20 protein-coding genes are annotated in these 22,227 nt (G+C 73.0%); 11 read left to right on the forward strand and 9 right to left on the reverse strand.

Going from position 1 to position 22,227, the window contains the following annotated elements:
* Positions 1-68: 68 nt before the first annotated feature.
* Positions 69-2,054 carry a hypothetical protein gene (locus tag FVS66_RS29210; RefSeq protein WP_187645740.1) on the forward strand — a complete coding sequence of 662 codons (1,986 nt, stop codon included), beginning with the start codon at positions 69-71 and terminating at the stop codon, positions 2,052-2,054.
* A gap of 208 nt (positions 2,055-2,262) precedes the next feature.
* Here the strand turns inward: FVS66_RS29210 and FVS66_RS29215 are convergent, their stop codons facing one another.
* The 4 genes from FVS66_RS29215 to FVS66_RS29230 all read right to left on the reverse strand — a co-directional run bounded on the left by FVS66_RS29215 (position 2,263) and on the right by FVS66_RS29230 (position 8,710).
* Positions 2,263-2,796, reverse strand: a complete 534-nt coding sequence (locus FVS66_RS29215; RefSeq protein ID WP_149184249.1) for a hypothetical protein — start codon at positions 2,794-2,796, stop codon at positions 2,263-2,265.
* A gap of 11 nt (positions 2,797-2,807) precedes the next feature.
* Positions 2,808-6,260: an ALF repeat-containing protein gene (locus tag FVS66_RS29220; protein WP_187645741.1), complete on the reverse strand. Its 3,453-nt coding sequence runs from the start codon at positions 6,258-6,260 to the stop codon at positions 2,808-2,810.
* 585 nt (positions 6,261-6,845) lie between these two features.
* Complete coding sequence (locus FVS66_RS29225; RefSeq protein WP_149184251.1) at positions 6,846-7,697, reverse strand: transglutaminase-like domain-containing protein; 852 nt, start codon at positions 7,695-7,697, stop codon at positions 6,846-6,848.
* Between the two features lie 17 nt (positions 7,698-7,714).
* Positions 7,715-8,710, reverse strand: a complete 996-nt coding sequence (locus FVS66_RS29230; protein WP_149184252.1) for an N-acetyltransferase — start codon at positions 8,708-8,710, stop codon at positions 7,715-7,717.
* 115 nt (positions 8,711-8,825) lie between these two features.
* Between FVS66_RS29230 and fdxA the strand changes: the two genes are divergently transcribed.
* Both fdxA and dapC read left to right on the forward strand, forming a co-directional pair.
* Positions 8,826-9,146: a ferredoxin gene (gene fdxA / locus FVS66_RS29235; RefSeq protein WP_010474859.1), complete on the forward strand. Its 321-nt coding sequence runs from the start codon at positions 8,826-8,828 to the stop codon at positions 9,144-9,146.
* Positions 9,147-9,238: 92 nt separating this feature from the next.
* Complete coding sequence (gene dapC, locus FVS66_RS29240) at positions 9,239-10,357, forward strand: succinyldiaminopimelate transaminase (RefSeq protein ID WP_149184253.1); 1,119 nt, start codon at positions 9,239-9,241, stop codon at positions 10,355-10,357.
* An 82-nt stretch (positions 10,358-10,439) separates the two neighbouring features.
* Here dapC and FVS66_RS29245 read toward each other — a convergent pair whose 3' ends face one another.
* Together FVS66_RS29245 and FVS66_RS29250 are read right to left on the reverse strand one after the other, a co-directional pair.
* On the reverse strand, positions 10,440-10,931 hold the full coding sequence (locus FVS66_RS29245) for an ATP-binding protein (RefSeq protein WP_149184254.1): 492 nt from the start codon (positions 10,929-10,931) through the stop codon (positions 10,440-10,442).
* A 379-nt stretch (positions 10,932-11,310) separates the two neighbouring features.
* The gene (locus FVS66_RS29250) at positions 11,311-12,372 is read right to left on the reverse strand and encodes a hypothetical protein (protein ID WP_149184255.1); all 1,062 of its coding nucleotides are present in this window, start codon (positions 12,370-12,372) and stop codon (positions 11,311-11,313) included.
* 38 nt (positions 12,373-12,410) lie between these two features.
* On the opposite strand from FVS66_RS29250, the gene dapE reads away from it, so the two are divergent.
* Positions 12,411-13,514 carry a succinyl-diaminopimelate desuccinylase gene (dapE, locus tag FVS66_RS29255; RefSeq protein ID WP_399226537.1) on the forward strand — a complete coding sequence of 368 codons (1,104 nt, stop codon included), beginning with the start codon at positions 12,411-12,413 and terminating at the stop codon, positions 13,512-13,514.
* 79 nt (positions 13,515-13,593) lie between these two features.
* Positions 13,594-14,349 carry a TIGR00730 family Rossman fold protein gene (locus FVS66_RS29260; protein ID WP_149184256.1) on the forward strand — a complete coding sequence of 252 codons (756 nt, stop codon included), beginning with the start codon at positions 13,594-13,596 and terminating at the stop codon, positions 14,347-14,349.
* A gap of 90 nt (positions 14,350-14,439) precedes the next feature.
* Here FVS66_RS29260 and folP read toward each other — a convergent pair whose 3' ends face one another.
* Complete coding sequence (gene folP, locus FVS66_RS29265; protein WP_149184257.1) at positions 14,440-15,300, reverse strand: dihydropteroate synthase; 861 nt, start codon at positions 15,298-15,300, stop codon at positions 14,440-14,442.
* A gap of 125 nt (positions 15,301-15,425) precedes the next feature.
* Between folP and FVS66_RS29270 the strand changes: the two genes are divergently transcribed.
* The gene (locus FVS66_RS29270; protein WP_399226540.1) at positions 15,426-15,782 is read left to right on the forward strand and encodes a DivIVA domain-containing protein; all 357 of its coding nucleotides are present in this window, start codon (positions 15,426-15,428) and stop codon (positions 15,780-15,782) included.
* The gene (locus FVS66_RS29275; RefSeq protein ID WP_149184259.1) at positions 15,779-16,357 is read left to right on the forward strand and encodes a DNA-3-methyladenine glycosylase I; all 579 of its coding nucleotides are present in this window, start codon (positions 15,779-15,781) and stop codon (positions 16,355-16,357) included. The genes FVS66_RS29270 and FVS66_RS29275 overlap by 4 nt, the downstream gene beginning before the upstream one ends.
* Before the next feature lie 63 nt (positions 16,358-16,420).
* Here FVS66_RS29275 and FVS66_RS29280 read toward each other — a convergent pair whose 3' ends face one another.
* A complete protein-coding gene (locus tag FVS66_RS29280; RefSeq protein ID WP_149184260.1) occupies positions 16,421-17,203 on the reverse strand; it encodes an enoyl-CoA hydratase/isomerase family protein in 783 nt (260 codons plus the stop codon).
* 309 nt (positions 17,204-17,512) lie between these two features.
* Between FVS66_RS29280 and FVS66_RS29285 the strand changes: the two genes are divergently transcribed.
* Positions 17,513-17,680 (forward strand): DUF3117 domain-containing protein, encoded by a 168-nt coding sequence (locus FVS66_RS29285; RefSeq protein WP_010474836.1) that lies wholly within the window; start codon positions 17,513-17,515, stop codon positions 17,678-17,680.
* Between the two features lie 113 nt (positions 17,681-17,793).
* Here FVS66_RS29285 and FVS66_RS29290 read toward each other — a convergent pair whose 3' ends face one another.
* On the reverse strand, positions 17,794-18,495 hold the full coding sequence (locus FVS66_RS29290) for an O-methyltransferase (protein ID WP_149184381.1): 702 nt from the start codon (positions 18,493-18,495) through the stop codon (positions 17,794-17,796).
* A gap of 107 nt (positions 18,496-18,602) precedes the next feature.
* On the opposite strand from FVS66_RS29290, the gene sigE reads away from it, so the two are divergent.
* The 3 genes from sigE (at position 18,603) to FVS66_RS29305 (ending at position 22,177) form a co-directional block, all read left to right on the forward strand.
* On the forward strand, positions 18,603-19,409 hold the full coding sequence (gene sigE / locus FVS66_RS29295; protein ID WP_262387283.1) for an RNA polymerase sigma factor SigE: 807 nt from the start codon (positions 18,603-18,605) through the stop codon (positions 19,407-19,409).
* Positions 19,406-20,266: a zf-HC2 domain-containing protein gene (locus FVS66_RS29300; RefSeq protein WP_149184261.1), complete on the forward strand. Its 861-nt coding sequence runs from the start codon at positions 19,406-19,408 to the stop codon at positions 20,264-20,266. Before sigE ends, FVS66_RS29300 begins: the two co-directional genes overlap by 4 nt.
* Before the next feature lie 78 nt (positions 20,267-20,344).
* Positions 20,345-22,177 carry a S1C family serine protease gene (locus FVS66_RS29305; RefSeq protein WP_149184262.1) on the forward strand — a complete coding sequence of 611 codons (1,833 nt, stop codon included), beginning with the start codon at positions 20,345-20,347 and terminating at the stop codon, positions 22,175-22,177.
* The last annotated feature ends 50 nt before the right edge of the window (positions 22,178-22,227 follow it).

Raw genomic sequence — 22,227 nt, forward strand, 5'->3', positions numbered from 1 at the left:
GGTGGTGCGCGCCGCCGGGCGCCCGTGGGTGTGAGAGCGGGCGGCGGAGCCAACCGGGAGAGCCTGCTTTGAGTCGTGAAACTGACACTTCGTCCTCCGGGCCACAGGGGCGTGGCGGAGCCGCGTACCCCTCGGGCACGCCTCCGTACGGGACGCCCCAGTACCAGGAGCCGTCAGGGCCCGCCGCCTCCGCGGAGCCGGAGGAGAAGAAGACCGAAACGACCCTGACCACCCGCATCCGGATCAACATCCCGGGTTCGCGGCCGATCCCGCCGGTCGTCGTGCGCAAGCCGGTGAAGGACGACGCTCAGGAAGCGCCCGAGGGCGAACCGACGCCCGAGAGCCCCGCCGAGCGGACCGCCGAGCGCCCGGCCGAGCGGACCGCCGAGCGGACGGCCGCGACGCCGCGCCCGGACGTGGACGGGCCGACGCCGGCCGGTGGGGACGACAGGCCGACCAGCGCCTGGTTCGCCCCGCGCAAGCCCGCGACCGGGGCGAGGCCGCAGGCCCCCGCCCAGGGCGCCGGCCCCGGCGCAGGCCCCCGCCCTGGTGCGGGCCCCGCTACGGGCGCGGGCGGCGCGAACGGCTCCGGGTACGCCGCGACGACCGGCGGAGCCCAGCCGCAGGGCCGGCCCGGCGGTCAGGGCACCCCCGGCATGCCGTACTTCTCGGACGGGCCCGAGCCCCCGACCGGCCCGACGACGGGCCCCGCCATGGGCACGACCCGGGTGCCGCCCGCCAGGGACGGCGGCGCAGGCGGGGGCCTGGGCGGCGGCCCGATGGGCGATGCCCCGCCGGGTGACGGTCCGATGGGCGGCGGTCTCTCCGACGACACCGCGATCCTCACCCCGCAGAAGCCGCACCCCGGCCCGCCGCCCCCGCAGGTGTCGGGCGACACGCTCACGAGCGGCATCCCCGTGGTCCCGCAGGGCGACCGCGAGGCGCCCGCCCCGTCACCGTTCCCGATGTCGGGCCCGGCCCGCACGTCGGAGCCCGGCGGCTTCGACACCTACGAGGCGTACCCCCCGGTCCTGGACGAGCCCGCCCCCGAGGCGCCCGCACCCACTCCGCCGCCGCCCACGCGCGCGGCGGCGCCCCGGAAGAAGAAGGGCCGCTCCAAGCTGGTCCTCCTCGGCGTGGCCCTCTTCACCGTGGCCGGTATCGCCTACGGCGCCGGTCTGCTCCTGAACCAGGCCGATGTGCCGAAGGGCACCACGGTCCTCGGTGTCGACATCGGCGGCGCGACGAAGGAGGAGGCCGTCCAGAGGCTGGACGCCGCGCTCGGCACACGCGCCTCCACGCCCCTCCAGCTGGAGATCAGCGGCAAGAAGCAGGCCCTCGCCCCCGACAAGGCCGGCCTCGCCCTGGACAGCCAGGCGACCGTCCGGGCCGCCGCGGGCAGCGACTACAACCCGGTCTCGGTGATCGGCTCCCTCTTCGGCGCCGAGCGCGTCGCCCAGCCGGTCATCCCGGTGGACAAGGAGAAGCTGAGCGTCGCCCTGTCCGACCTGGCGGGCGGCTCCGGCTCGGTCACCGAGGGCACGATCACGTTCGAGCCCGGCAAGGTCGTCGCCGTACCCGGCAAGTCGGGCACGGTCCTCGACGTCCAGCGGTCGATGATCTTCGTACGGGACGCGTACCGCGCCCAGGTCGAGACGGGCCGTTCGAACGTCGTCGAGCTGCCGTTCGCCACCAGGGAACCGACGATCAAGCAGGACGAGATCGACCGGGCCATGAAGGAGTTCGCCGAGCCCGCGATGTCCGGCCTGATCACGATCAAGGCGGGCGGCAAGGAGATCCAGTTCGGCCCGCAGCGGTCGCTGCCGCAGATCCTCTCCATGAAGCCGGTGGAAGGGAAGCTGGTCCCGTACTACGACAAGGAGGCCATCACCCGCCTCCTCGACGGCGTCTTCGACGGCGTCATGATCACCAAGGCCGACGGCAAGAAGCACCAGGTGTCCGCGGACGACGTGGCCCACGTGATGCAGGACGCCCTCCTGGGCAAGACCCAGGCGGAGCGCACGGTCACGATCAAGCTGGACGGCGAGGGCTGAGCCCCGAATACGGGTGAGGGGGCCGGGGGCACACGCCCCCCGGCCCCCTCACCGTGCGATGCCGGGCCGTAGACGTCGGTGCCGGTGTGGGCGACGTAGTGGCCGACGCCCTCCGCTGAGCCCTGCCGTACAGGCCGAAGGGCCGCCGCCCGCCGGGGTGGCGGGCAGCGGCCCTCGGACGGCACGGCTGTGGCCGTGGCCGTACGGATCAGATGTTGCCGTTGTACGTGGACACCAGGTACACGGCCCGCTGCTCACCGCCCTCGGGCACGACCAGTACGTCGAACGTGGCCTTCGTGGGCGTCTTGAAGCGGTGGTGGAAGTCGTACGTCTTCTTCGGGTCGAGCTTCAGCTCGCTGAACGTCTTCATGGCGTTGTCCGGGAAGGGCGGCCTGGTGGGGGAGAACTCCTTTCCGTTGACGGTGGAGGCCGGGAACGGCCACCGCAGTGCGCGCTCGCGGTCCACGCCGTACTTGTCCAGGTAGGCGTTCACGCAGTCCTCGGGGGCCTCGAACCGAAGGCGCAGGTTCATGCCGAGCTCCTTCGCCTTCCCGGTGAACCGGAGATCCTCCACCTCGCACGACGGCAGGGTGAGCCGGTAGCGCTCGAGGATCTCGTCGAGGGTCTCCCCGGAGTCCGTGCCCGCGTACGCGCGCGGGTCGGCGTTCTCGGTCGCGCACCCCGCGAGGGCCAGACCGAGGAGCGTGGCGCAGACGGCGAGGGCCGTCGCCTTTGTTCGCATGGGCCTTCCTCCTACGGGTACGTCACGTCGACCGGGACCGTCCCGCTTCCCTGCACCGTGAAGTTCTGGGACAGACCGTAGCGAGTGGACTCCGTCAGGGGCCAGAACGGGATGCCCTTGACGCTCTCGTCCGGGTCGAAGTTGTACGCCTTGTTGAAGTCCACCCGGACGTCGCCCGTCAGCCGGACCCCGCCGCCCTCGGTGACGGTGGCGGTGAGGGTGCCGGTCGTGCGGTAGTTGACTCCGCGCAGCGCGAAGAACAGATCGCGTTCGGAGCGGGGGAACGTGTGGCCGTTCCACATCGAGTCCAGATGGATGGTGCACTGTGTCCCGGCGGGACCGGTGCACTTGGTGGCGGCCTGCTGGGCATAGGTGCCGAGGTCGCCGTTGATCGTCTCCTCCCAGGACGAGCTGTTGAGGAGCTCTTCCATCTGGTGGGCCGGGAGCTCGTACGCCCCTCCCCGCGCGGTCATCCAGTACTCGTACAGCTCGCAGGACACGTCACCGGCCCAGCAGGCGATGGCGTACGCGCCCAGGACCGCCGTGGCGTACTCGTCCGTGAGGGCGAGCTTCTCCCACCACGAGGCCGAGTCGAACTCCGGCTGTCCGTCCTCGTCGCTGTACGGGTCCTGTTCCCCCTCGCCGCCCACGGGGTAGCCGGCCTCGTCCTGCCACTCCTTGATCTGCTTCTGGATGTAGATCTTGACCGCTTCGATCGCCGCCACGGCCGCCGCCGCCGCGTCCTTGCCGGCGGCCAGGGCCGAGGCACGGGCCGAGGCGGCGGAGCTGTAGGCGCTCGCCGCGTAGGCGCGGGCCTTGGTGGCCGACGCACGCGCGTAGGCCGCCGACCGCATGGCCTGCTTGGCCGCCGCTGCGGCGGTGTTCGCCGCGCTGCGGGCCTGGGCGGCCGAGTTGGCGGCCTGCTGGGCGGAGACGCCGGCCTGCTTGGCCGAGTTCGCGGCCTCCTCCGCGTAACCGGCGGCATCCTTGGCCGCGGTTTCGGCCTGCTGGGCGTACATGACGGCGTCCTCGGCGGCGTCGCGCGCCTTGGCGGCGGCCTCGGCGGCCCGGGCGGCGTTCTCCATGGCCGTCGCGGCGACCTTGGCGGCGTCCGCGATGACGCGGCGGACACCCGAGACGTGCGTGGCAGTGTCGTGGTCCCGCTTGGCCGCCTTGTACTGGCCCACGGCGATGAAGTCGCGCAGCATCTTGTCGGAGCCGGCCAGGGCGACCTCGGCGGCGGCCTTGGCGTTGGCGCCGCCGTTGTTCAGGACGGTCAGCGTCGCCGCGCGGTCGTCCTCGGCGCGGGCGGCGTGCTGGCCGGTCTGGAGGAAGTCGTACAGCGTGAGCGCCCGGCCGTCGTCGATGGCCGCGCTCGCCTCCCGCTTCACCGCGGGGCCGCCCGCGTCGGAGATCTTCAGGACCTCGACGCGGAGCGCCTCCGCCTGGGCCTCGTACTGGCCGACCTTCAGGAACTGCGTGATCTCGGCGTGGGTGCCGGTCAGCACCGCCTCGGCGGGCCCCCGTACCTCCTGCGGACCGTCCTGCGCGAGGTGGGCGACGCGGGACCGGTCGTCCGCCTCCTCGGCGACGGCGCGGCCGTTGTCCAGCCACTCCAGTACGTCCGCGTCACTGCCGGACAGCGCGTCCGCGGCGGCCTGCCGGGTCCAGGAACCACCGGTGGACATCAGGTTCAGAGCGGCCTGACGCCCCTTGGCCACGGCCACCTCGGGGCTGGTGCCGGCGGCGGTGGCCTCGGCGAGCAGCTGCTTCGTCGCCTCGTCCAGGCGCGCGGCCTCGATCTGGTCGTGCTCGGCGGTGGCCTCCCGCCGGTCGGCCTCCTTCTTGACGGCCTCGGCGGCCATGACGGCCAGGTCCTTCTGGCTGGCCAGCTCCTGCGCCTCGGTCTCCCGGGCGGTCTGCTCGACGTTCCGGGCCTGCGTCACGGCGTTCTGCGACTGCTGGGCCGCCGCGAGCGCGGCGTCCGCGTGGGCCTTGGACTTGTTGGCGTAGTCGATGGCCTCGCCCGCGTGCGCCGCCGCCTCGTCGGCGGCCTTGGCCGCGTTCTCGGCGTGGGTGGCGGCGCTGTTGGCCGCGTCGTGCGCCGCCTGGGCGGCCGACGCGGCCTTGCCGGCCAGGCGCTCGGCGGCGTTGGCGGCGCTGTTGGCGGTCGCGGCGGCGCGCTGCGCCAGGGCTGCGGCCTCCTCGGCGCGGCGTGCCTGGTAGTCGGAGACGTTCGAGTAGTTGGCGGCCTGGGCCGCCGCGCTCGCGGCCGCGGCCGCGTTCGCGCCCGCGCTGGCGGCGGAACGGGCGGCGGTGATGGCCTGGTTGACGGCCGTCAGCGCGTTCAGCGCGGCGGCGGCCGCGGTCCTGGCACCCTTCGCGGCGTCACGGGCCTTCTCGGCGGCCGCGCGGGCGTTCGACGCCTGGGAGGCGTCCTTGGAGGCGGCCGTGGCGGACCGGTAGGCCCGTGCGGCGGCGTCACCGGCGGCGGCTGCCGCGGACGCGGCGGCGGACGAGGCGGCGGCCGCGGTCCTGGCGGCCGCCACAGCGGTGTTCGCGGCGCTGATGGCCGTCTGCGCGGCCTGGGCGGCGCCCTTGGCGGCGTCCGCGGCCCGGCCGGCGGCGGCCGACGCCTTCTTGGCGTCCGCCTGGGCGGCGGCGGTCTCGGCGGCGGCCTTCTCGGCGGCCTTCTTGGCGAGGGCGGCCGCGGCGACTGCCTTCTTCGACGCCTCCTCGGCGGCGTCGGTCTCCTTCTGCGCGACCGCGCCCGCCTTCTCGGCGGCCTTGGCCAGCTCGGCGACCGTCATCGCCTCCTGGTCGCGGGCACGCGCCAGGTGCTGACCGGTCACGACGAACTCGTGGACGTCGGCGGCCGTGCCGTTCAGGGCGTCATTGGCGGCCTGCTGCACCACGGGGCCGCCCGTGTACGACAACATGAGAGTCTCGACCCGCTCGTCCTCCGCTCGAGCGGGGAACTGACTCTCCAGCAGGAAGTTCTCCAGGGCCTGCGTGGAGCCGTCGGCGAGAGCCGCGTTGCCGGCGTTCGTCACCGCGCGGCCCGCGCCGTTCATGACGGTGAGAACGGCGACCCGCTGGTCCTCCTGATAAGCCCCCTGCCAGCCCGACTTCAGGAAGGCGTCGAGTTCCTCGGGCGTTCCCGACAGGGCGGTGTCGAGCCCCTGACGCGCGGCCGGGCCGGCGCCGTTCATCAGCTTCAGCGCCCGCAGCCGGTTGTCCTGGTCACGCGCGATGGCGTACCCGGTGTTCAGGAACTCGGCTATCCGCTCGTCCGTGCCGAGCAGAGCCTCCGCCGCGCCCGACTTGACCGACGAACCGCCGGTGCGCCACATCTCGACCACGCGGCCGCGGTCGGTGAGCGGCGTCGTCTCCGCGGCCGTGGCGGTGGCCGGTGCGGGCCCCAACAGGCCGGCGCCCAACGCGAACGCGACAGCTCCGACCATAAAGGAGCGCGTTCTGCGTAGGGCCGTCCGCGCCAGCGGTGTTCCGCTGCGCTGTTCAGTCATGCTCTTCCCCAGACTTCGAGGTTCCCGGCCGACCGGGCAGGGCCGGCCGATACGCCGCGGGTCGCGGCGCCCGGGCATGATCGCATGCGCGTACGGTCGGTGAATAAGCGTCAACATGCTGTGCGGCGGAGGTAGTTAACGCATCGAAACCTTCGGCCGACACCGAGCGCGTCTTGGAAGGGCCGCTGCCCTCCTGTGCGGCGGACCGCGGCCCTCGGCTCTTCCGCCGCGCTGTCGGGTCACGCGGGCACCGAGAATCCCGGGGTCCGTTCCCTCTGCGCGATCGATTGACGGTTCCCTCACGCTCCCACAAGATCACTCAAAGTCACACACCGGCCGAGTGGGAGGCGGACCCCATGCACCGACGCGGAGCACTGCTCCCGGCGGCCCTCAGCGCGCTTCCGGTCGCGGCCGCAGACCCCACCGGCCGTGGCCGCCGACCCCCCGCCCTCGCGCGGGATCGAGAGAGTCCCGCCCACCCTGCGGTCGATCGCACCCATGCGACCCCGCACATGACTCGGATCAGTTGAGCCGCGCCCGCGCCGCCCGCGCCCTCTCACGGAGCGTGGACGCGGCGGCCGGCTCCACCGCGTCCACCACCTCCGCGTAGGCGTCCAGCTCCGCCGCCCCCGCCAGGAAATCGCCCCGCTGCACCAGCAACTGCCCGCGCTCGTACCGTAGCCGCGCCGGATGCGAGGGCAGCAGCAGTGACAGTTCCACGGCCCACAGGGCCACGTCGGAGCGCTCGGGGCGGACCGCCGCCCACGCCCGGATGTTGTTCAGGATGCGCAGCACCATGTCCAGCGGGTCCGCCGGCACCAGCATCGACGGGCGCAGCCGCTCCCCGGTCGCCCCCGCCACCAGCAGCTCCGCGTCCTCGCCCGTCAGCAGCCGCCCCCCGGTGAACGGGTCCGCCAGCGCCTGCTCGTCCGGGTCCCCGAAGCCGACCACGAAGTGGCCGGGCAGCGCGACCCCGTACACATGCGCCCCGGCCCGCCGCGCGACCTCCATCCACACCACGGACAGCAGGATCGGCAGGCCACGGCGGCGCCGCAGCACCTGGTGGAGGAGCGACGACTCCAGGCGCCGGTAGTCCGCGGACGTGCCGTGGAAGTCGTACCGGCCGCCGAGCAGCGCGGCCAGCGCCGCCGCCCAGGAGCGCGGGTCCTTCGGGCCGTACGGCAGCAGCCCGGCGAGCCGGTCCAGTTCGATCTCGGCGGCGTCCAGCCCGGCCTGCCCCAGCCCGGGCTCCGCCTCGGCACCGATCAGCAGGCACAGCATCGCCAGGTCGGGCCGCTCCTCGCGGGCCTCCTCCGCGAACCGCTTCCGCGGATCGCCCGGCTCGGGGCGGTCGTGCTCAGGATGGTCGTGCATACGGCTCACGTACCCGTTCAGGAGGCCCGGAAGTGGTGGTAGCGGTGATGGACCGCGAAGCCCATCGACTCGTACAGGGCGCGGGCCGCGTCGTTGTCCGTCTCCACCTGGAGCCAGGCCGCCGACGCGCCCTCCTCCAGCGCGCGGGCCGCCAGCGCCGCCGTCACGGCCGCGGCGAGGCCCTGCCGCCGGTACGCCGGGTCGACCTCGACGGCCGTGAACCCGCCCCAGCGGCCGTCCACCACACACCGCCCGATCGCCACCGGCACCTCGCCCTCGCCCGCTGTCGACGCGAACCACACCGAGGGGCCGCCGGACAGTACGCGCACCACATGCGGACCGGGCTCGCCCACCCGCTGGTAGCGGCGCAGCCAGGCCGTGTCCGGCGTCCGGGAGAGGGTCACGCGCGCGGTGTCCGCGTCCAGGTCGGCGACCGGCGCCAGACCGGCGATCCTCACCTCCGCCGACACCTCGCGCCGCCAGCCGCGCTCCTCCAGGGCGGCGCACAGCCGCTCCTGGGTGCCCTCGGCCCCGGTCGCGGCCTGGATGTACGCGGGCAGGCCGCGATCCTCGTACCAGGCGCGGACACGGGCGAGTGCCTCGTCGAGCGGGAGGCCGGGATCGCCCAGGGCGAGCGCCGAGTTGGCCCGGCGGGTGAATCCGTGCGCGGCGCGCAGCGTCCACTCTCCGAGTCGTTCGCTCTCCTCCGGCTGCCAGGCCCGGGCCTGGACCCGCGCCAGCTCCTCGTAGCCGGCGGCGGGGCCGCGCCTGCGGGCCGGGGCTGCGGGGATCACCTTGCCCGCGACCAGCGACGCTTCCGGGATTCGGACGGTCTCGCCGGTCCGTCGTGTGATCAGCAGCACACCCTTGTTCCACGATGTGAGAACACCGACCGTGTCGGTGAACGTCTCCGGGCCGTCACCAGGGTCGCCCAACCGGCGGACAGATACGCGTTTTCCCACGTCAGAGGGTGTGATCTGGACTTCCAGGCGTCCGCCCGCAGTGAACTCCACAGCTCTGGCCGCCCCTCCTGTTCGGTTCGTCTCCAAGAACGGAGATACTAGGTGCGGGCATCGACGACGCCGCGCTCCCGCGCAGAGCACAGCCCTACCAAGGAGGAACGACAGCGTGACCTACGTCATCGCGCAGCCTTGTGTCGACGTGAAGGACAAGGCGTGCATCGAGGAGTGCCCCGTCGACTGCATCTACGAGGGCCAGCGGTCCTTGTACATCCACCCGGACGAATGCGTCGACTGCGGGGCCTGTGAGCCGGTCTGCCCGGTCGAGGCGATCTTCTACGAGGACGACACTCCGGAGGAGTGGAAGGACTACTACAAGGCGAACGTCGAGTTCTTCGACGAGCTCGGCTCGCCCGGTGGTGCTTCGAAGCTCGGTCTGATCGAGCGGGACCACCCCTTCATCGCCGCCCTGCCGCCGCAGAACGGCTGATCGCTTATCCATCGTCGTCGGTCCCGTACGGTCTTGAAGCTGTACGGGGCCGCGGCGTTTGTGCCCGCCGCACACACGAGAAAGTGAGCACCGTGTCCGCAGTCTCCTCCCGCCTCCCCGTCTTTCCGTGGGACAAGCTGGAGCCGTACAAGAAGACGGCCGCCGAGCATCCCGACGGCATCGTCGACCTGTCGGTCGGCACCCCGGTGGACCCGGTTCCCGAGCTGATCCGGCGGGCACTGGTCGACGCGGCCGACTCGCCCGGCTATCCGACGGTCTGGGGTACGGCCGCGCTGCGTGACGCGATCACCGGCTGGTGCGAGCGGCGGCTCGGCGCCCGCGGCATCGCGCACGAGAACGTCCTGCCGGTCGTCGGCTCCAAGGAACTGGTGGCCTGGCTCCCCACTCAGCTGGGCCTGGGCCCGGGCGACAAGGTCGCCCACCCGCGCCTCGCCTATCCGACGTACGAGGTCGGAGCCCGCCTCGCGCAGGCCACGCCGGTGGTCTACGACACCGAGACATTCGCGGCCGCGGGCACGGGCACGGGGCTGGACCCGGCCGGGCTGAAGCTGCTGTGGCTGAACTCCCCGTCCAACCCGACCGGCAAGGTCCTCGCGAAGGACGAGCTGACCCGGATCGTCGCGTGGGCGCGCGAGCACGGCGTGCTGGTGTTCAGCGACGAGTGCTATCTGGAGCTGGGCTGGGAGGCCGACCCCGTCTCCGTACTGCACCCGGACGTCTGCGGCGGTACGTACGAGGGCATCGTCGCCGTCCACTCGCTCTCCAAGCGCTCCAACCTGGCCGGCTACCGGGCGGCGTTCGTCGCGGGCGACGCGGCGGTGCTGGGCGAGCTGCTGCGGATCCGCAAGCACGGCGGCATGATGACGCCCGCGCCGGTGCAGGCAGCCACGGTCGCGGCGCTGGGCGACGACACCCATGTGCGCGAGCAGCGCGAGCGGTACGCGGCGCGGCGGTCGGCGCTGCGCGCGGCCCTGGTGGCGCACGGTTTCCGTATCGAGCACAGCGAGGCCAGCCTCTACCTGTGGGCCACCCGCGACGAGCCGTGCTGGGACACCGTCGGGTACCTGGCGGGCCTCGGCATTCTCGCCGCACCGGGCGACTTCTACGGTCCGGCGGGGGAGCGGTTCGTACGGGTCGCCTTCACGGCGACGGACGAGCGGGTGGCGGCGGCGGTCAAGCGCCTCGGCTGACCCGCGGCCGGAACGGGCACACGGAAGGGCCCGGGAGTCGCATGGCGCGCGGTCCCCGGGCCCTTCGGCGGTGCTGAGGACGTCAGCCGAGCGGGCTGCTGACCGGCATGCCGCCGAGGAGGCCGCCGCCGAGGTCGCCGCCCGGCAGGCCGCCCTTGGTGGTGTCGCCCGCGACGCCGGTGGTGGCGCCGGCGGCCTCCCCGACGACGTCGCCGGCGCTCTTCGTGGCTTCACCGGCGGCCTTCTGGGCGGCCGGGGTGGCCGTCCTGGTGGTCTTGGCCGCGGTCTTGCCCGCGGTCTTGCCGGCGGCGGGAACGGTCTTCTTGGCGGCCTTGCCGCCCGTGTTGACGGCCTTGCCGCCCGCGTCGCCCGCCAGGTCGGTCGCGCTCTGCGAGGTGTTGTCGGCCGTGTCGGTGACCGAGCCGGTGTCGACGGCGCTGAGGCCGCCCGCCAGGTCGGTGTTCTGAGGAAGGTCCACGGCGCTCGCGGAGCCGGCCGCACCGACCACGGAGGCCGCTCCCGCTGCGGTGAGCAGCGCGGCACTGGCGATCCGGCGGGTCAGGGGGAGGGTCATGATGCTCCTTCGACGGGGAAGAGGTCGTGTGGGCTGTGATGCCTGTCCGACGATCGGACGCTGTGACAACCGCTCGGAGGCCCGGGAAGGTTGCGGTGGGTCCAGGTAAAGAGTTGGCAATGCGCCGAATGATCCGCTCCCCCCAAATCCGGGCAAACAAACGACTTCCCGGAGCCGTGAAGAACCGTCACTCCGCACTTCCCCCTTGGAAAACGCGGAAAGGTGCCGCAGTGGTCGACGCGCCTGGTGACGAGGGGGGTCGGAAGGGGGGAACCGCCTCGGTCAGGTGAATTCCCGGATGGCTGACCGAATGGTGTACGAGTGCGTCGTGATTACTCTGTGATCAGGGTCGACTACTATGCGGTGCCGGTGTGCGCGATTACTCGGCGACCCGGATGACGACTTCCGTCGTACGCGAATCCGCATCGCGGTCGGCCGTACGCCAGCCCTTCTCCGCCTCCCGTACGCTCCACACCCGGCCTGCGTACGAGACCTCCGCGACCCGCAGGGCGTCCGCCTGCGCCACCGCCCACTGCGCCAGCTCCCAGCCGCGCCGTGAACCGCCGTCGGACGCGCCCTCCGGCCCGGCCGGGTCGATCCGCGGGGGCACGGGAACGGAGACGACACCGGCTCCGGCGCCCTCGCCGGAGGTGCCGCCGGAGGTGCCGCCGGCCGGGCTGCCGCCGGCCGGGCTGCCGCCGGGCGCGGGGCCGTCGGGGGTGCCGCCGCCCTTCCCGTCGTCGATGCCGTCGGTGTCGTCGACGTTGTCGATGTCATCGCCCCGCGCGCCGAGTACGCCGTCGCCGAACGCCCGCAGCAGCTCACCCCGCACCCGGGCGACGTCCCCGGGCCGCGACCCGCGCAGCGGCGCGCAGTTCAGCGACGCCTCCGCGCGTCCCGTGAGTGCCGCCGCCAGTAGTGCGGCGTCCGGCTCGTGCTTCGCGTACGCCTGCGGGAAGCCGCTGCGCTGGACGCGCTGCGCGGCGACGGTCAGCGGCAGCCGCGAGTACCCCGGCACCTCCGCGAGCCGGTCGTAGAAGGCGCCCGCCGAGTACACCGGGTCCATGATCTGCGCCTCCGTGCCCCATCCCTGGGACGGGCGCTGCTGGAACAGTCCGAGCGAATCCCGGTCGCCGTAGTCGATGTTGCGCAGCGCGGACTCCTGCAGGGCGGTCGCCAGCGCGATCGTCACCGCCCGCTCCGGCATGCCCCGCGTGGTGCCCACCGCGGAGATGGTCGCGGCGTTCGCCGCCTGCTCGGGCGAGAACCGGTACGTGTGGCTGCCGCTGCCCACCGTGCAGTGCGGGGCGCCTCCACCGGTCGTTTCAAACCGAACCACCACATAACCGACAACAGCCAGCAGAACGGCGACCGACGCCGCGACACGGACACGACGGCCACCACGGCGGGAACGAGACGAGGAGACGGCGGACTCGGACACGCGGCCAACCGTACTAGGGGCCGGGTTAGGCTCGGCACATGCCCGACTCCATGCCCGAAGCGACCCCATACGCCGCTCTCGACCTCACCCAGGACGGCCCCGCGCTGACCGCCGCGCTGGTCGACTTCCCGTCCGTCAGCGGCACCGAGAAGCCCCTCGCCGACGCGATCGAGCAGGCTTTGCGGCCACTCCCGCACCTCAGGGTGGACCGGTACGGCAACAACGTCGTCGCCCGCACCCAGCTCGGGCGCGCGGAGCGGGTCGTCCTGGCCGGGCACATCGACACGGTCCCGATCGCCGACAACGTCCCCTCACGGCTGGACGAGAACGGTGTCCTGTGGGGCTGCGGCACCTCCGACATGAAGTCCGGCGTCGCCGTCCAGCTCCGCATCGCGGCAACGGTCCCCGAGCCCAACCGCGACCTCACCTTCGTCTTCTACGACAACGAGGAAGTCGCCGGACACCTCAACGGCCTGGGCCATGTGGCCACCGCACACCCCGACTGGCTGGCGGGCGACTTCGCGGTGCTCCTGGAGCCCTCCGACGCGCAGGTCGAGGGCGGCTGCCAGGGCACCCTGCGGGTCCACCTCACGATGAAGGGCGAGCGTGCCCACTCGGCCCGATCCTGGATGGGCTCCAACGCCGTGCACGCCGCCGCGCCCGTCCTGGCCCGCCTCGCCGCGTACGAGCCGCGCCGCCCCCTCATCGACGGGCTGGAGTACCACGAGGGCCTCAACGCCGTCGGCATCTCCGGCGGCGTCGCCACCAACGTCATCCCCGACGAGTGCACCGTCGTCGTCAACTTCCGCTACGCCCCCGACCGCACCATGGAGGAGGCCGAGGAGTACGTACGGGAGGTCTTCGCCGACTGCGGTGTGGACGAGTTCGTCGTGGACGACCACACGCCCGGAGCCCTCCCGGGCCTCTCGCATCCGGCGGCCGCCGCCTTCATGGAGGCCGTCGGCGGCATCGCGCAGCCCAAGTTCGGCTGGACGGACGTGTCCCGGTTCAGCGCCCTGGGCGTGCCCGCCGTCAACTACGGGCCCGGCGACCCGATCTTCGCGCACAAGCGGGACGAGCACGTGGCGGTCGACCGCATCACCCACTGCGAGCGCCGACTGTACGACTGGCTCACTGCCTGACCACCGTAATTTAGCCACTCTTCACATTTTCCGCCCTACGCTGACCCCAGCAAACGATGTTCAGCGGAGGGAGCACACCATGGGGAACCCCGAGGCCGAGGGGCTGCGTGCACTGGCGGAGCAGCGGCTGGGGCCGGTGCTCCGCCGCAGGGAGCAGGTCCAGCCCGGCACCGCCGATCAGCGGCTCCTGGACACGGCCGGCGACTCCGACTGGGTCCACACCGACCCGTGGCGGGTCATGCGCATCCAGTCGGAGTTCGTCGAAGGCTTCGGCGCGCTCGCCGAACTGCCCAGTGCGATCAGCGTCTTCGGCTCGGCCCGCACCGCGGCCGGCACACCCGAGTACGAGGCGGGCGTGCGGCTCGGCAAGGCCCTTGTCGAGGCCGGCTTCGCGGTCATCACGGGCGGCGGTCCGGGCGCGATGGAGGCGGCGAACAAGGGTGCCAGGGAGGCCAAGGGCGTCTCGGTCGGCCTGGGCATCGAGCTCCCCTTCGAGCAGGGCCTGAACCCGCACGTCGACATCGGCGTCAACTTCCGCTACTTCTTCGTACGGAAGACGATGTTCGTGAAGTACGCCCAGGGCTTCGTGGTCCTCCCGGGCGGCCTCGGCACCCTCGACGAACTCTTCGAGGCCCTGACCCTCGTCCAGACCCGCAAGGTCACCCGCTTCCCGATCGTCCTCTTCGGCACCGAGTACTGGAGCGGCCTGGTCGGCTGGCTCCGCGAAACGGTCATCGCCCAGGGCAAGGCAGCCGAACGCGACCTGATGCTGTTCCACGTGACGGACGACGTCGACGAGGCGGTCGCGCTGGTGAGCAAGGAGGCGGGCCGCTGAGGCGTGTCCGGTCGCCTTCCCGTCGTGCCACCCGTTCCGCGAGGAAGGTACGGGCGGGCACGACGGGACCACCGGCGGACAGTCGCCGCCCTACACCAGCCCCCGACGGGCGACGGCGGGCTCCCGGTGCCCCGCGATCGCGGAGACCATGTCCAGCACCTGCCGCGTCTCGGCGACCTCGTGCACCCGGTACACCCGCGCCCCCAGCCAGGCCGACACAGCGGTGGTGGCCAGGGTCCCGATCACCCGCTCCTTCACCGGCCGGTCAAGCGTCTCGCCCACGAAGTCCTTGTTGGAGAGCGACACCAGCACCGGCCACCCCGTCTCCACCATCTCCCCGAGCCGCCGGGTCGCTTCCAGCGAGTGCCGCGTGTTCTTCCCGAAGTCATGCCCCGGGTCGATCAGTACGGACTCACGCGGCACCCCCAGCGCCACCGCCCGCTCGGCCAGCCCCACCGTCACGCGCAGGATGTCCGCCATCACGTCCTCGTACGTGACCCGGTGCGGCCGGGTACGCGGCTCCGCGCCGCCCGCGTGCGTGCACACCAGACCCGCGCCGAACCGCGCGGCGACCTCCGCCAGCTTCGGGTCGACGCCACCCCAGGCGTCGTTCAGCAGATCGGCACCGGCCTCGCACACGGCCTCGCCGACCTCGTGCCGCCAGGTGTCGACACTGATGACCACGTCGGGGAAGCACCGCCGCACCTCGGCGACGAACCCGACCGTCCGCCGCGCCTCCTCCTCGGCGGTCACCTCTTCCCCGGGCCCGGCCTTCACCCCGCCGATGTCGATGATCGCCGCGCCCTCGGCCACGGCCTGCTCGACCCGGGCGAGCGCGGGCTCGTCGCGGAACGTGGCGCCCTGGTCGTAGAAGGAGTCCGGGGTCCGGTTCACGATCGCCATGATCACCGGCTCTCGCGCGTCGAATTCGCGTCGTCCCAGGCGCAGCATCCCGTAAGTCCTCCTCGCATGACGTCCCTGCGACCCTAACCGCAGCGACCTCATGGCACGATCGGCACCGGACGTTCTACGCTCCATGTTTCCGGTCCCGGGAGAGGCGCACTGTGTTCTGGTTCTTGGCTGTAGCGATGGTCGTCGTGGTGGCCGCGGTGACCCTCGCGGTGGTCGGCGGCGGTGAGAACGAGGTGCTGCCCGAGGTGGCGCCGGAGCACGTGGTGGACCCGCTGCCGGAGACCCGGCCAGTCAGCCGCGCCGACATCGAGGCGCTGCGGCTGCCGATGGCGCCCCGCGGCTACCGGATGCTGGACGTCGACGAGGTGCTGGACCGGCTGGCGGCCGAGCTCGCCGAGCGGGACGCGCGGATCGCGGAGCTGGAGTCAGCGCTCGCGGGCGCGCAGGCCACGGCGGTGGGCGGACAGGACATGTTCGAGAAGCGGCCGCAGGCGCCGCACGACGAGGACCAGGACCGATGACCAGGGGAGCCGTACCCGGCCCTGACGGCGGACTCCGCTGCCCCTGGGGCGTGTCGACGCCGGACTACCTGCCGTACCACGACGGGGAGTGGGGCCGGGCCGTCCACGGCGACGACGCGCTCTTCGAACGGCTCTCGCTGGAGGCGTTCCAGTCGGGCCTGTCCTGGATCACGATCCTGCGCCGCAGGGAGGGGTTCCGGCGGGCGTTCGACGACTTCAGGATCGCGGCGGTCGCCGAGTACACGGACGTCGACCGGGAGCGGCTCCTCGCCGACGAGACGATCATCCGCAACCGCGCGAAGGTGGACGCGACGCTTTCCAACGCGCGCGTGCTGGCCGATTGGGCGCCGGGCGAGCTGGACGCGCTGATCTGGTCCCACGCCCCCGACCCGGCGACCCGCCCGGCCCCGCGCACCCTCGCGGACGTCCCGGCGGTCACGCCCGAGTCGACCGCCCTGGCGAAGACCCTGAAGAAGCAGGGCATCCGCTTCGTGGGCCCCACCACGGCCTACGCCCTGATGCAGGCATGCGGCCTGGTCGACGACCATCTGACGGACTGCGTGTCGCGCGGCTGACCGGGGCGGCGTCCGTAGTGGGCACCCACCGGCGCCCAGCCGCCGGACCCACCCACCGGGCCGCTAGCGCCCCACGTACCGCGGCTTCTCCTTCGCGAGGAACGCCTCCACCGCGATCCGATGGTCCTCCGACGCCCCCGCACGCGACTGAAGCTCGTCCTCCTTCTCCAGTGCGTCCGCCAGTGTGTGCCCGGCCCCGTACGCCATGGACTCCTTGAGCGCCGCGTACGCGACCGTCGGCCCGGCGGCCAGGGTGCGGGCCACCGCTGTCGCCTCCGCGGCCAGCTCCGCGGCGGGGACGAGCTTGTTGACCAGGCCCAGGTCGTACGCCTCCCGCGCGGACAGGGAGCGCGGGAACAGCAGGAGGTCCGCCGCGCGGCTCGGCCCGATCAGACGGGGCAGCGTCCAGGACATGCCCGAGTCGGCGGTGAGCGCCACCCCGGCGAACGCGGTGTTGAACGACGCGGTGTCCGCGACGACCCGGTAGTCCGCCGCCAGGGCGAACCCGAAGCCCGCGCCCGCCGCGACACCGTTCACCCCGGCCACGACCGGCTTGGCCATGCCGGTGATCGCCCGCACGATCGGGTTGTAGTGCTCCCGGACCGTGCGCATGGCGTCGTCCCCGGTCAGCGACTGCACATGCTCCTTGAGGTCCTGCCCCACGCAGAACGCCCGCCCGGTGGCGGTCAGCAGGACGGCGCGTACGGCGGAGTCCGCGCCCGCCGCCCACAGCGCGTCCCGCAGTGCCACCTTCGCTTCGATGTTCATCGCGTTCATCGCGTCGGGCCGGTTGATCGTGACGGTCGCGAGCCCGTCGCTCACCTCGTACAGCACGGTGTCGGCCATGGCAGGTCCCCTTTGCGGCTCCGGCGGTCGTGTTCCGCCCAGCATGACGTAGATCATCGGGGTCCGGTGTGTGACCTGCGTCAAACAATTTCCGACCCCGGCGGGGGCGGCGACGGCGAAGTATCGCAGGCGGATCGCCGAATTGGGGGGTTTTGCGTGAGGGCGTTGTGCAAGTGATGCGGCCCGATGTTGGTCATCGGGTGTCGCCATGCGGGATAATGACCTGGAAGCAATGTGTTCGACGCCGGTTCGTGCCCTTCCATGGGGCCATCGGCTGACGATGAGCTGGTTTCAGGAAGGGGAACGAGCATGGCGGCCATGAAGCCGCGGACGGGCGACGGCCCGCTCGAGGTGACCAAGGAGGGGCGCGGCATCGTCATGCGCGTTCCGCTCGAAGGCGGCGGTCGGCTTGTCGTCGAGCTGACCCCGGACGAGGCCGTAGCCCTCGGCGAGGAGCTGAAGAAGGTCACGAGCTGACGCTTACGCCCCACGTTTTTCCGATCGCCCCGGCCGGTGCCCCGCACCGCGCCGGGGCGATCGCGTGTCCAGGCCCGGAGCAGCCGCCGGATCGGCGGCGGAGGCGCAGCCGGTCAGCCGCGGCGTACGGCGCAGAGCAGCCCGTCGCCGACCGGCAGCAGCGACGGCAGCAGCTCGCCGCTCTCCCGTACCGTACGGAGCAGCTCGCGCAGGGTCAGGACCTCGGCGGGCTGGGCGCCCGAGTCGACCGTACGGCCGTCCGCGAAGACCCCCTCGAAGCACACCAGGCCCCCGGGGCGCAGCAGACGCAACGATTCAGCGAGGTACTCGGGGTACTCGGTGCGGTCGCCGTCGCAGAAGACCAGGTCGTAGCCGCCGTCGGCGAGCCTCGGCAGGACGTCCAGGGCCCGCCCCGGGATGAACCGCGCCCGGTTGCCGGCGAAGCCGGCCGCGCGGAACGCCTGCCGGGCGAACTGCTGGCGCTCCGGCTCCGGGTCCACCGTGGTCAGCACCCCGTCCGGCCGCATGCCCAGCAGCAGGTAGATGCCGGAGACGCCCGTCCCGGTGCCGATCTCCGCCACCGCCTTGGCGTCCGCCGCGGCAGCGAGCAGCCGCAGCGCGGCGCCGGTGCCCGGGGACACCGAGGGCAGCCCTGCCTCCCGGGCACGGTCGCGGGCCCAGCGCAGTGCTTCGTCCTCGGCGACAAAGGCGTCGGCGAACGCCAAGCTCGTCTGCCGGTTGGCGGTAATGACCCTCTCCTGTTCCCGTAGTTGGCAACGGTGACTGTAGCCGCTCGCGGTCGGGAACCCGCAGATGGGACCGCGCGTTGGGAAGGGGTGAGGGCGACTACGTGGATCAAGACCCGAAGTCGGTCCCAAATTCACGTAAAGATTCTTATCCGGAGCTAACGGGCGAGGTGGCTATGGTAGGGGCTCCACTGGACACCACCAGAGCCGACAGGGGAGGTGCGGCTGCGCCTGTGGATCGGAGAGGAGTGCTGCGGCTGCGGCGCTTTCTCAGGTCGGCGGGTGAGCCGAAATCCGTGACCGACACCGCTGACAGCACCCGCGCCGCCACCGACACCGCAGCCACGACGGCGACCTTCGCATCGGATGCGGAATCGCAGGCGTGGGCTCCTCCCACGTGGGAGGAGATCGTCAGCACGCACAGCGGCCGCGTCTACCGCCTCGCGTACCGCCTGACCGGGAACCAGCACGATGCCGAGGACCTCACGCAGGAGGTCTTCGTCCGGGTCTTCCGGTCCCTGTCGACGTACACGCCCGGCACGTTCGAGGGCTGGCTGCACCGCATCACCACGAACCTGTTCCTGGACATGGTCCGCCGCAAGCAGCGCATTCGCTTCGACGCGCTCGGCGATGACGCGGCGGAGCGGCTGCCCAGCCGGGAGCCGTCCCCGCAGCAGGTCTTCCACGACACGCACTTCGACGCGGACGTCCAGCAGGCGCTGGACACGCTCGCGCCGGAGTTCCGCGCGGCCGTGGTGCTCTGCGACATCGAGGGGCTCTCGTACGAGGAGATCGCCGCCACGCTCGGCGTGAAGCTCGGCACGGTCCGGAGCCGTATCCACCGCGGGCGGTCGCATCTGCGCAAGGCCCTCAAGCACCGGTCGCCGGAGGCGCGGGCGGAGCAGCGGGTCACCGCCGAGGAGGGGGTCATGGCCGAGCGTCGCACGTTCGTCGCCGTGGCCGGGGAGGGCGGAGCCGCGTGAGTGGCACACATCCGACCCCCGCGGAGCATCATCTGGGGGACCGGCTCGCCGCCCTGGTGGACGGCGAGCTGGGTCACGACGCCCGTGAGCGGGTCCTCGCGCACCTGGCGACCTGCGCCAGGTGCAAGTCCGAGGCCGATGCCCAGCGCCGGGTGAAGAGCGTCTTCGCCGAGTCCGCCCCGCCGCCCCCGTCAGCGGGGCTGCTCGCACGCCTCCAGGGGTTGCCCGGGGGCGCCGACGAAGACGGCGGCACGCCCTTCGGAGGGCGCCCCGGAGCCGCCCCGGGACATCCGGGAGATCCCGGCGCGGCCGGGGACCCCTCAGGACTCGGCCTGTTCGGAGTGAGGCCCGGCGGCTTCGGCTACGTCTCGGCGCACGACCGGGCGCCGGCCCCGGCGCGTACGGGGTTCCGTATCCACGAGGCCGGCCGACCGGAGCCCGAGCGGTCGCCGTGGCGCGGCCGGAGGTTCGCCTTCGCGGCGGCGAGCGCCGTGTCGTTCGCGGCCATCGCGCTGGGCGGTGCGATGCCGGCGGTCACGGCGGTCGACGCCCGTGGCGGTGAGGGCTCCGGGAACAACGTCACACCGCTGCGGTCCTCGCCCGGCCAGACCGGGGCTACGACGGAGAACACCCGCCGCCGGGCGGGTACGGGCCCGTCGGCCGGTGCGGGACGCTTCGCGGAGCGGCCCGGCGGCGTACTGCTCCCCGGCGCGCCGGTGCGGGCACGGCAACCGGGGGCGCCGCCCTTTCTCCACGCCACGACACCGCTGATCGGCGCGAATGGGCTGCCTCCGATGGACAGCCCGGGCTTCGCTCTGTCACCCTCCCCGACACACCTGGCACCACCGGCACCGTAAGGGGTGCGCGGGGGGACCTGGTTGAATCCAGGGTCAGAGACGCCCGAGGGGCGCTGACTGGTCAGTAGCGGGGAGAGCATGGACGACGGGAAGCCCACGCAGCCGAAGCCGAAGTGGTGGAGCCGCCCCACCCCTGCGACCACGGCCGCGCCGACGACGGACCCGCCCACCGCGCCCACCCTCACACCCCCGGAGACAGGCCCCGTGGCCCGAGCCTGGGCAGCGGCGAAGACCCGCGCCGAGTCGCGACGTCCAGGCTCCGGCTCCGCCCCCGAGGCTGCGGCCGGGCCGGTGGCGGACCCCGGGCGCGAGGCCGCACCGGAAGCCGGGGCCCCCGCTGAGGCGGGCACCGAGGCAGGGACCGGCGTCGATGCGGCCGGTCCCGCCGGTCCCGCCGGTCCCGCCGGTACCGAAGCCGACCGAGCCGGGCTTCCGCCCGGGCCAGGGGCACAGGCTGTCACCCGGCCCGAGGGCGTGGCCGACGCCGACGGGCCGGGTCCGTCGGGTCACCAGGGCGACGCGGCAGGGAGCGGCGGGCGGCCGGGTCCACTGCACGCGCCCGACGAGTACCGGACGCCGCCCTATGGGGAGCCCGGGCCGTGGGCACCCGCGCCGCCTGTGCAGCCGCCCGCCTACGGCAGCCCGGCCGCCCCGGCACCGCTCCCCGCACCCGCGCCCGCGCCCGCCGCGGCACCCGCGCCGGTCGCCCCGCAGTGGGGGCAGTACGACCCGTGGAGCAGTCCGGCCGCGCGGCAGGCGCAGCCGCTGACCGGGAGCGGGGGCGGTGCGCCGTCCGGGCCGCGGGGGCGGCGGGGGCTCGCGTTGGCCGGAGCGCTGGTGTTCGCGCTGCTCGCGGGTGTGCTCGGCGGTGCCGTCGGGGCGTACATCGAGCGCAATGGCGGGCTGACCACCGTCGAGCTGCCGCAGGCCGAAGCCGGGGTCGCCGACCGCGCCCCGGACAGCGTCGCGGGCATCGCCGCCCGCGCACTGCCCAGCGTCGTCACGCTGCACGTCAGCGGAGGCGGCGAGCAGGGCACCGGCACCGGCTTCGTCCTCGACAGGCGCGGCCACATCCTCACCAACCACCATGTCGTCGACTCGGCCGGCGACGCCGGCGCCATCACCGTCACCTTCAGCGGCGGCGAGACCGCGCGCGCCACGCTCGTCGGCGGCGACAGCGGCTACGACCTGGCCGTCGTCCGGGTCAGCGGCGTGTCCAACCTTGCGCCGCTGCCGCTCGGCAACTCCGACAGTGTCCGCGTCGGCGACCCCGTCGTGGCCATCGGCGCCCCCTTCGACCTCCAGAACACCGTCACCTCCGGCATCATCAGCGCCAAGGGGCGGCCCATCACGGCGGGGGGCGAGAAGGGCGACGGCAGCGACATCAGCTATGTCGACGCTCTTCAGACCGACGCGCCCATAAATCCGGGGAACTCCGGTGGGCCGCTGCTGGACTCGCGGGCCCGGGTCATCGGCATCAACAGCGCCATCCGCGCCGCCGACAGCGGCTCCGGTATCGACGGCGGCCAGGCCGGTTCCATCGGCCTCGGCTTCGCCATCCCCATCAACCAGGGCAAGCGCGTCGCCGAGGAGCTCATCAACACCGGCAAGGCCACTCACCCGGTCATCGGGGTCAGCCTCGACATGAAGTTCGCGGGCGACGGTGCCCGGGTCGCCGACAAGGCGCAGGACGGCGGCGCGTCCGTCACCGCGGGCGGACCGGCCGCCAAGGCGGGCATCCGGGCCGGTGACGTCATCACCAAGGTCGACGGCGAGCGTGTCCACAGCGGCGAGGAGCTGATCGTCAAGATCCGCGCCCACCGCCCCGGCGACGAGCTCCGTCTCACCCTGGAGCGCGGCGGCCGGGAACACGCCAGAACCCTCACGCTCGGCTCATCGGCGGACAACTGAACGGCTGAACGGCTGATGGGTGCGACGGCAGTCCCGTCGCACCCATCGAG

Origin of the sequence: Streptomyces sp. TRM49041 (assembly GCF_008271805.1) — a bacterium.
In the GTDB taxonomy this organism is placed as follows: domain Bacteria; phylum Actinomycetota; class Actinomycetes; order Streptomycetales; family Streptomycetaceae; genus Streptomyces.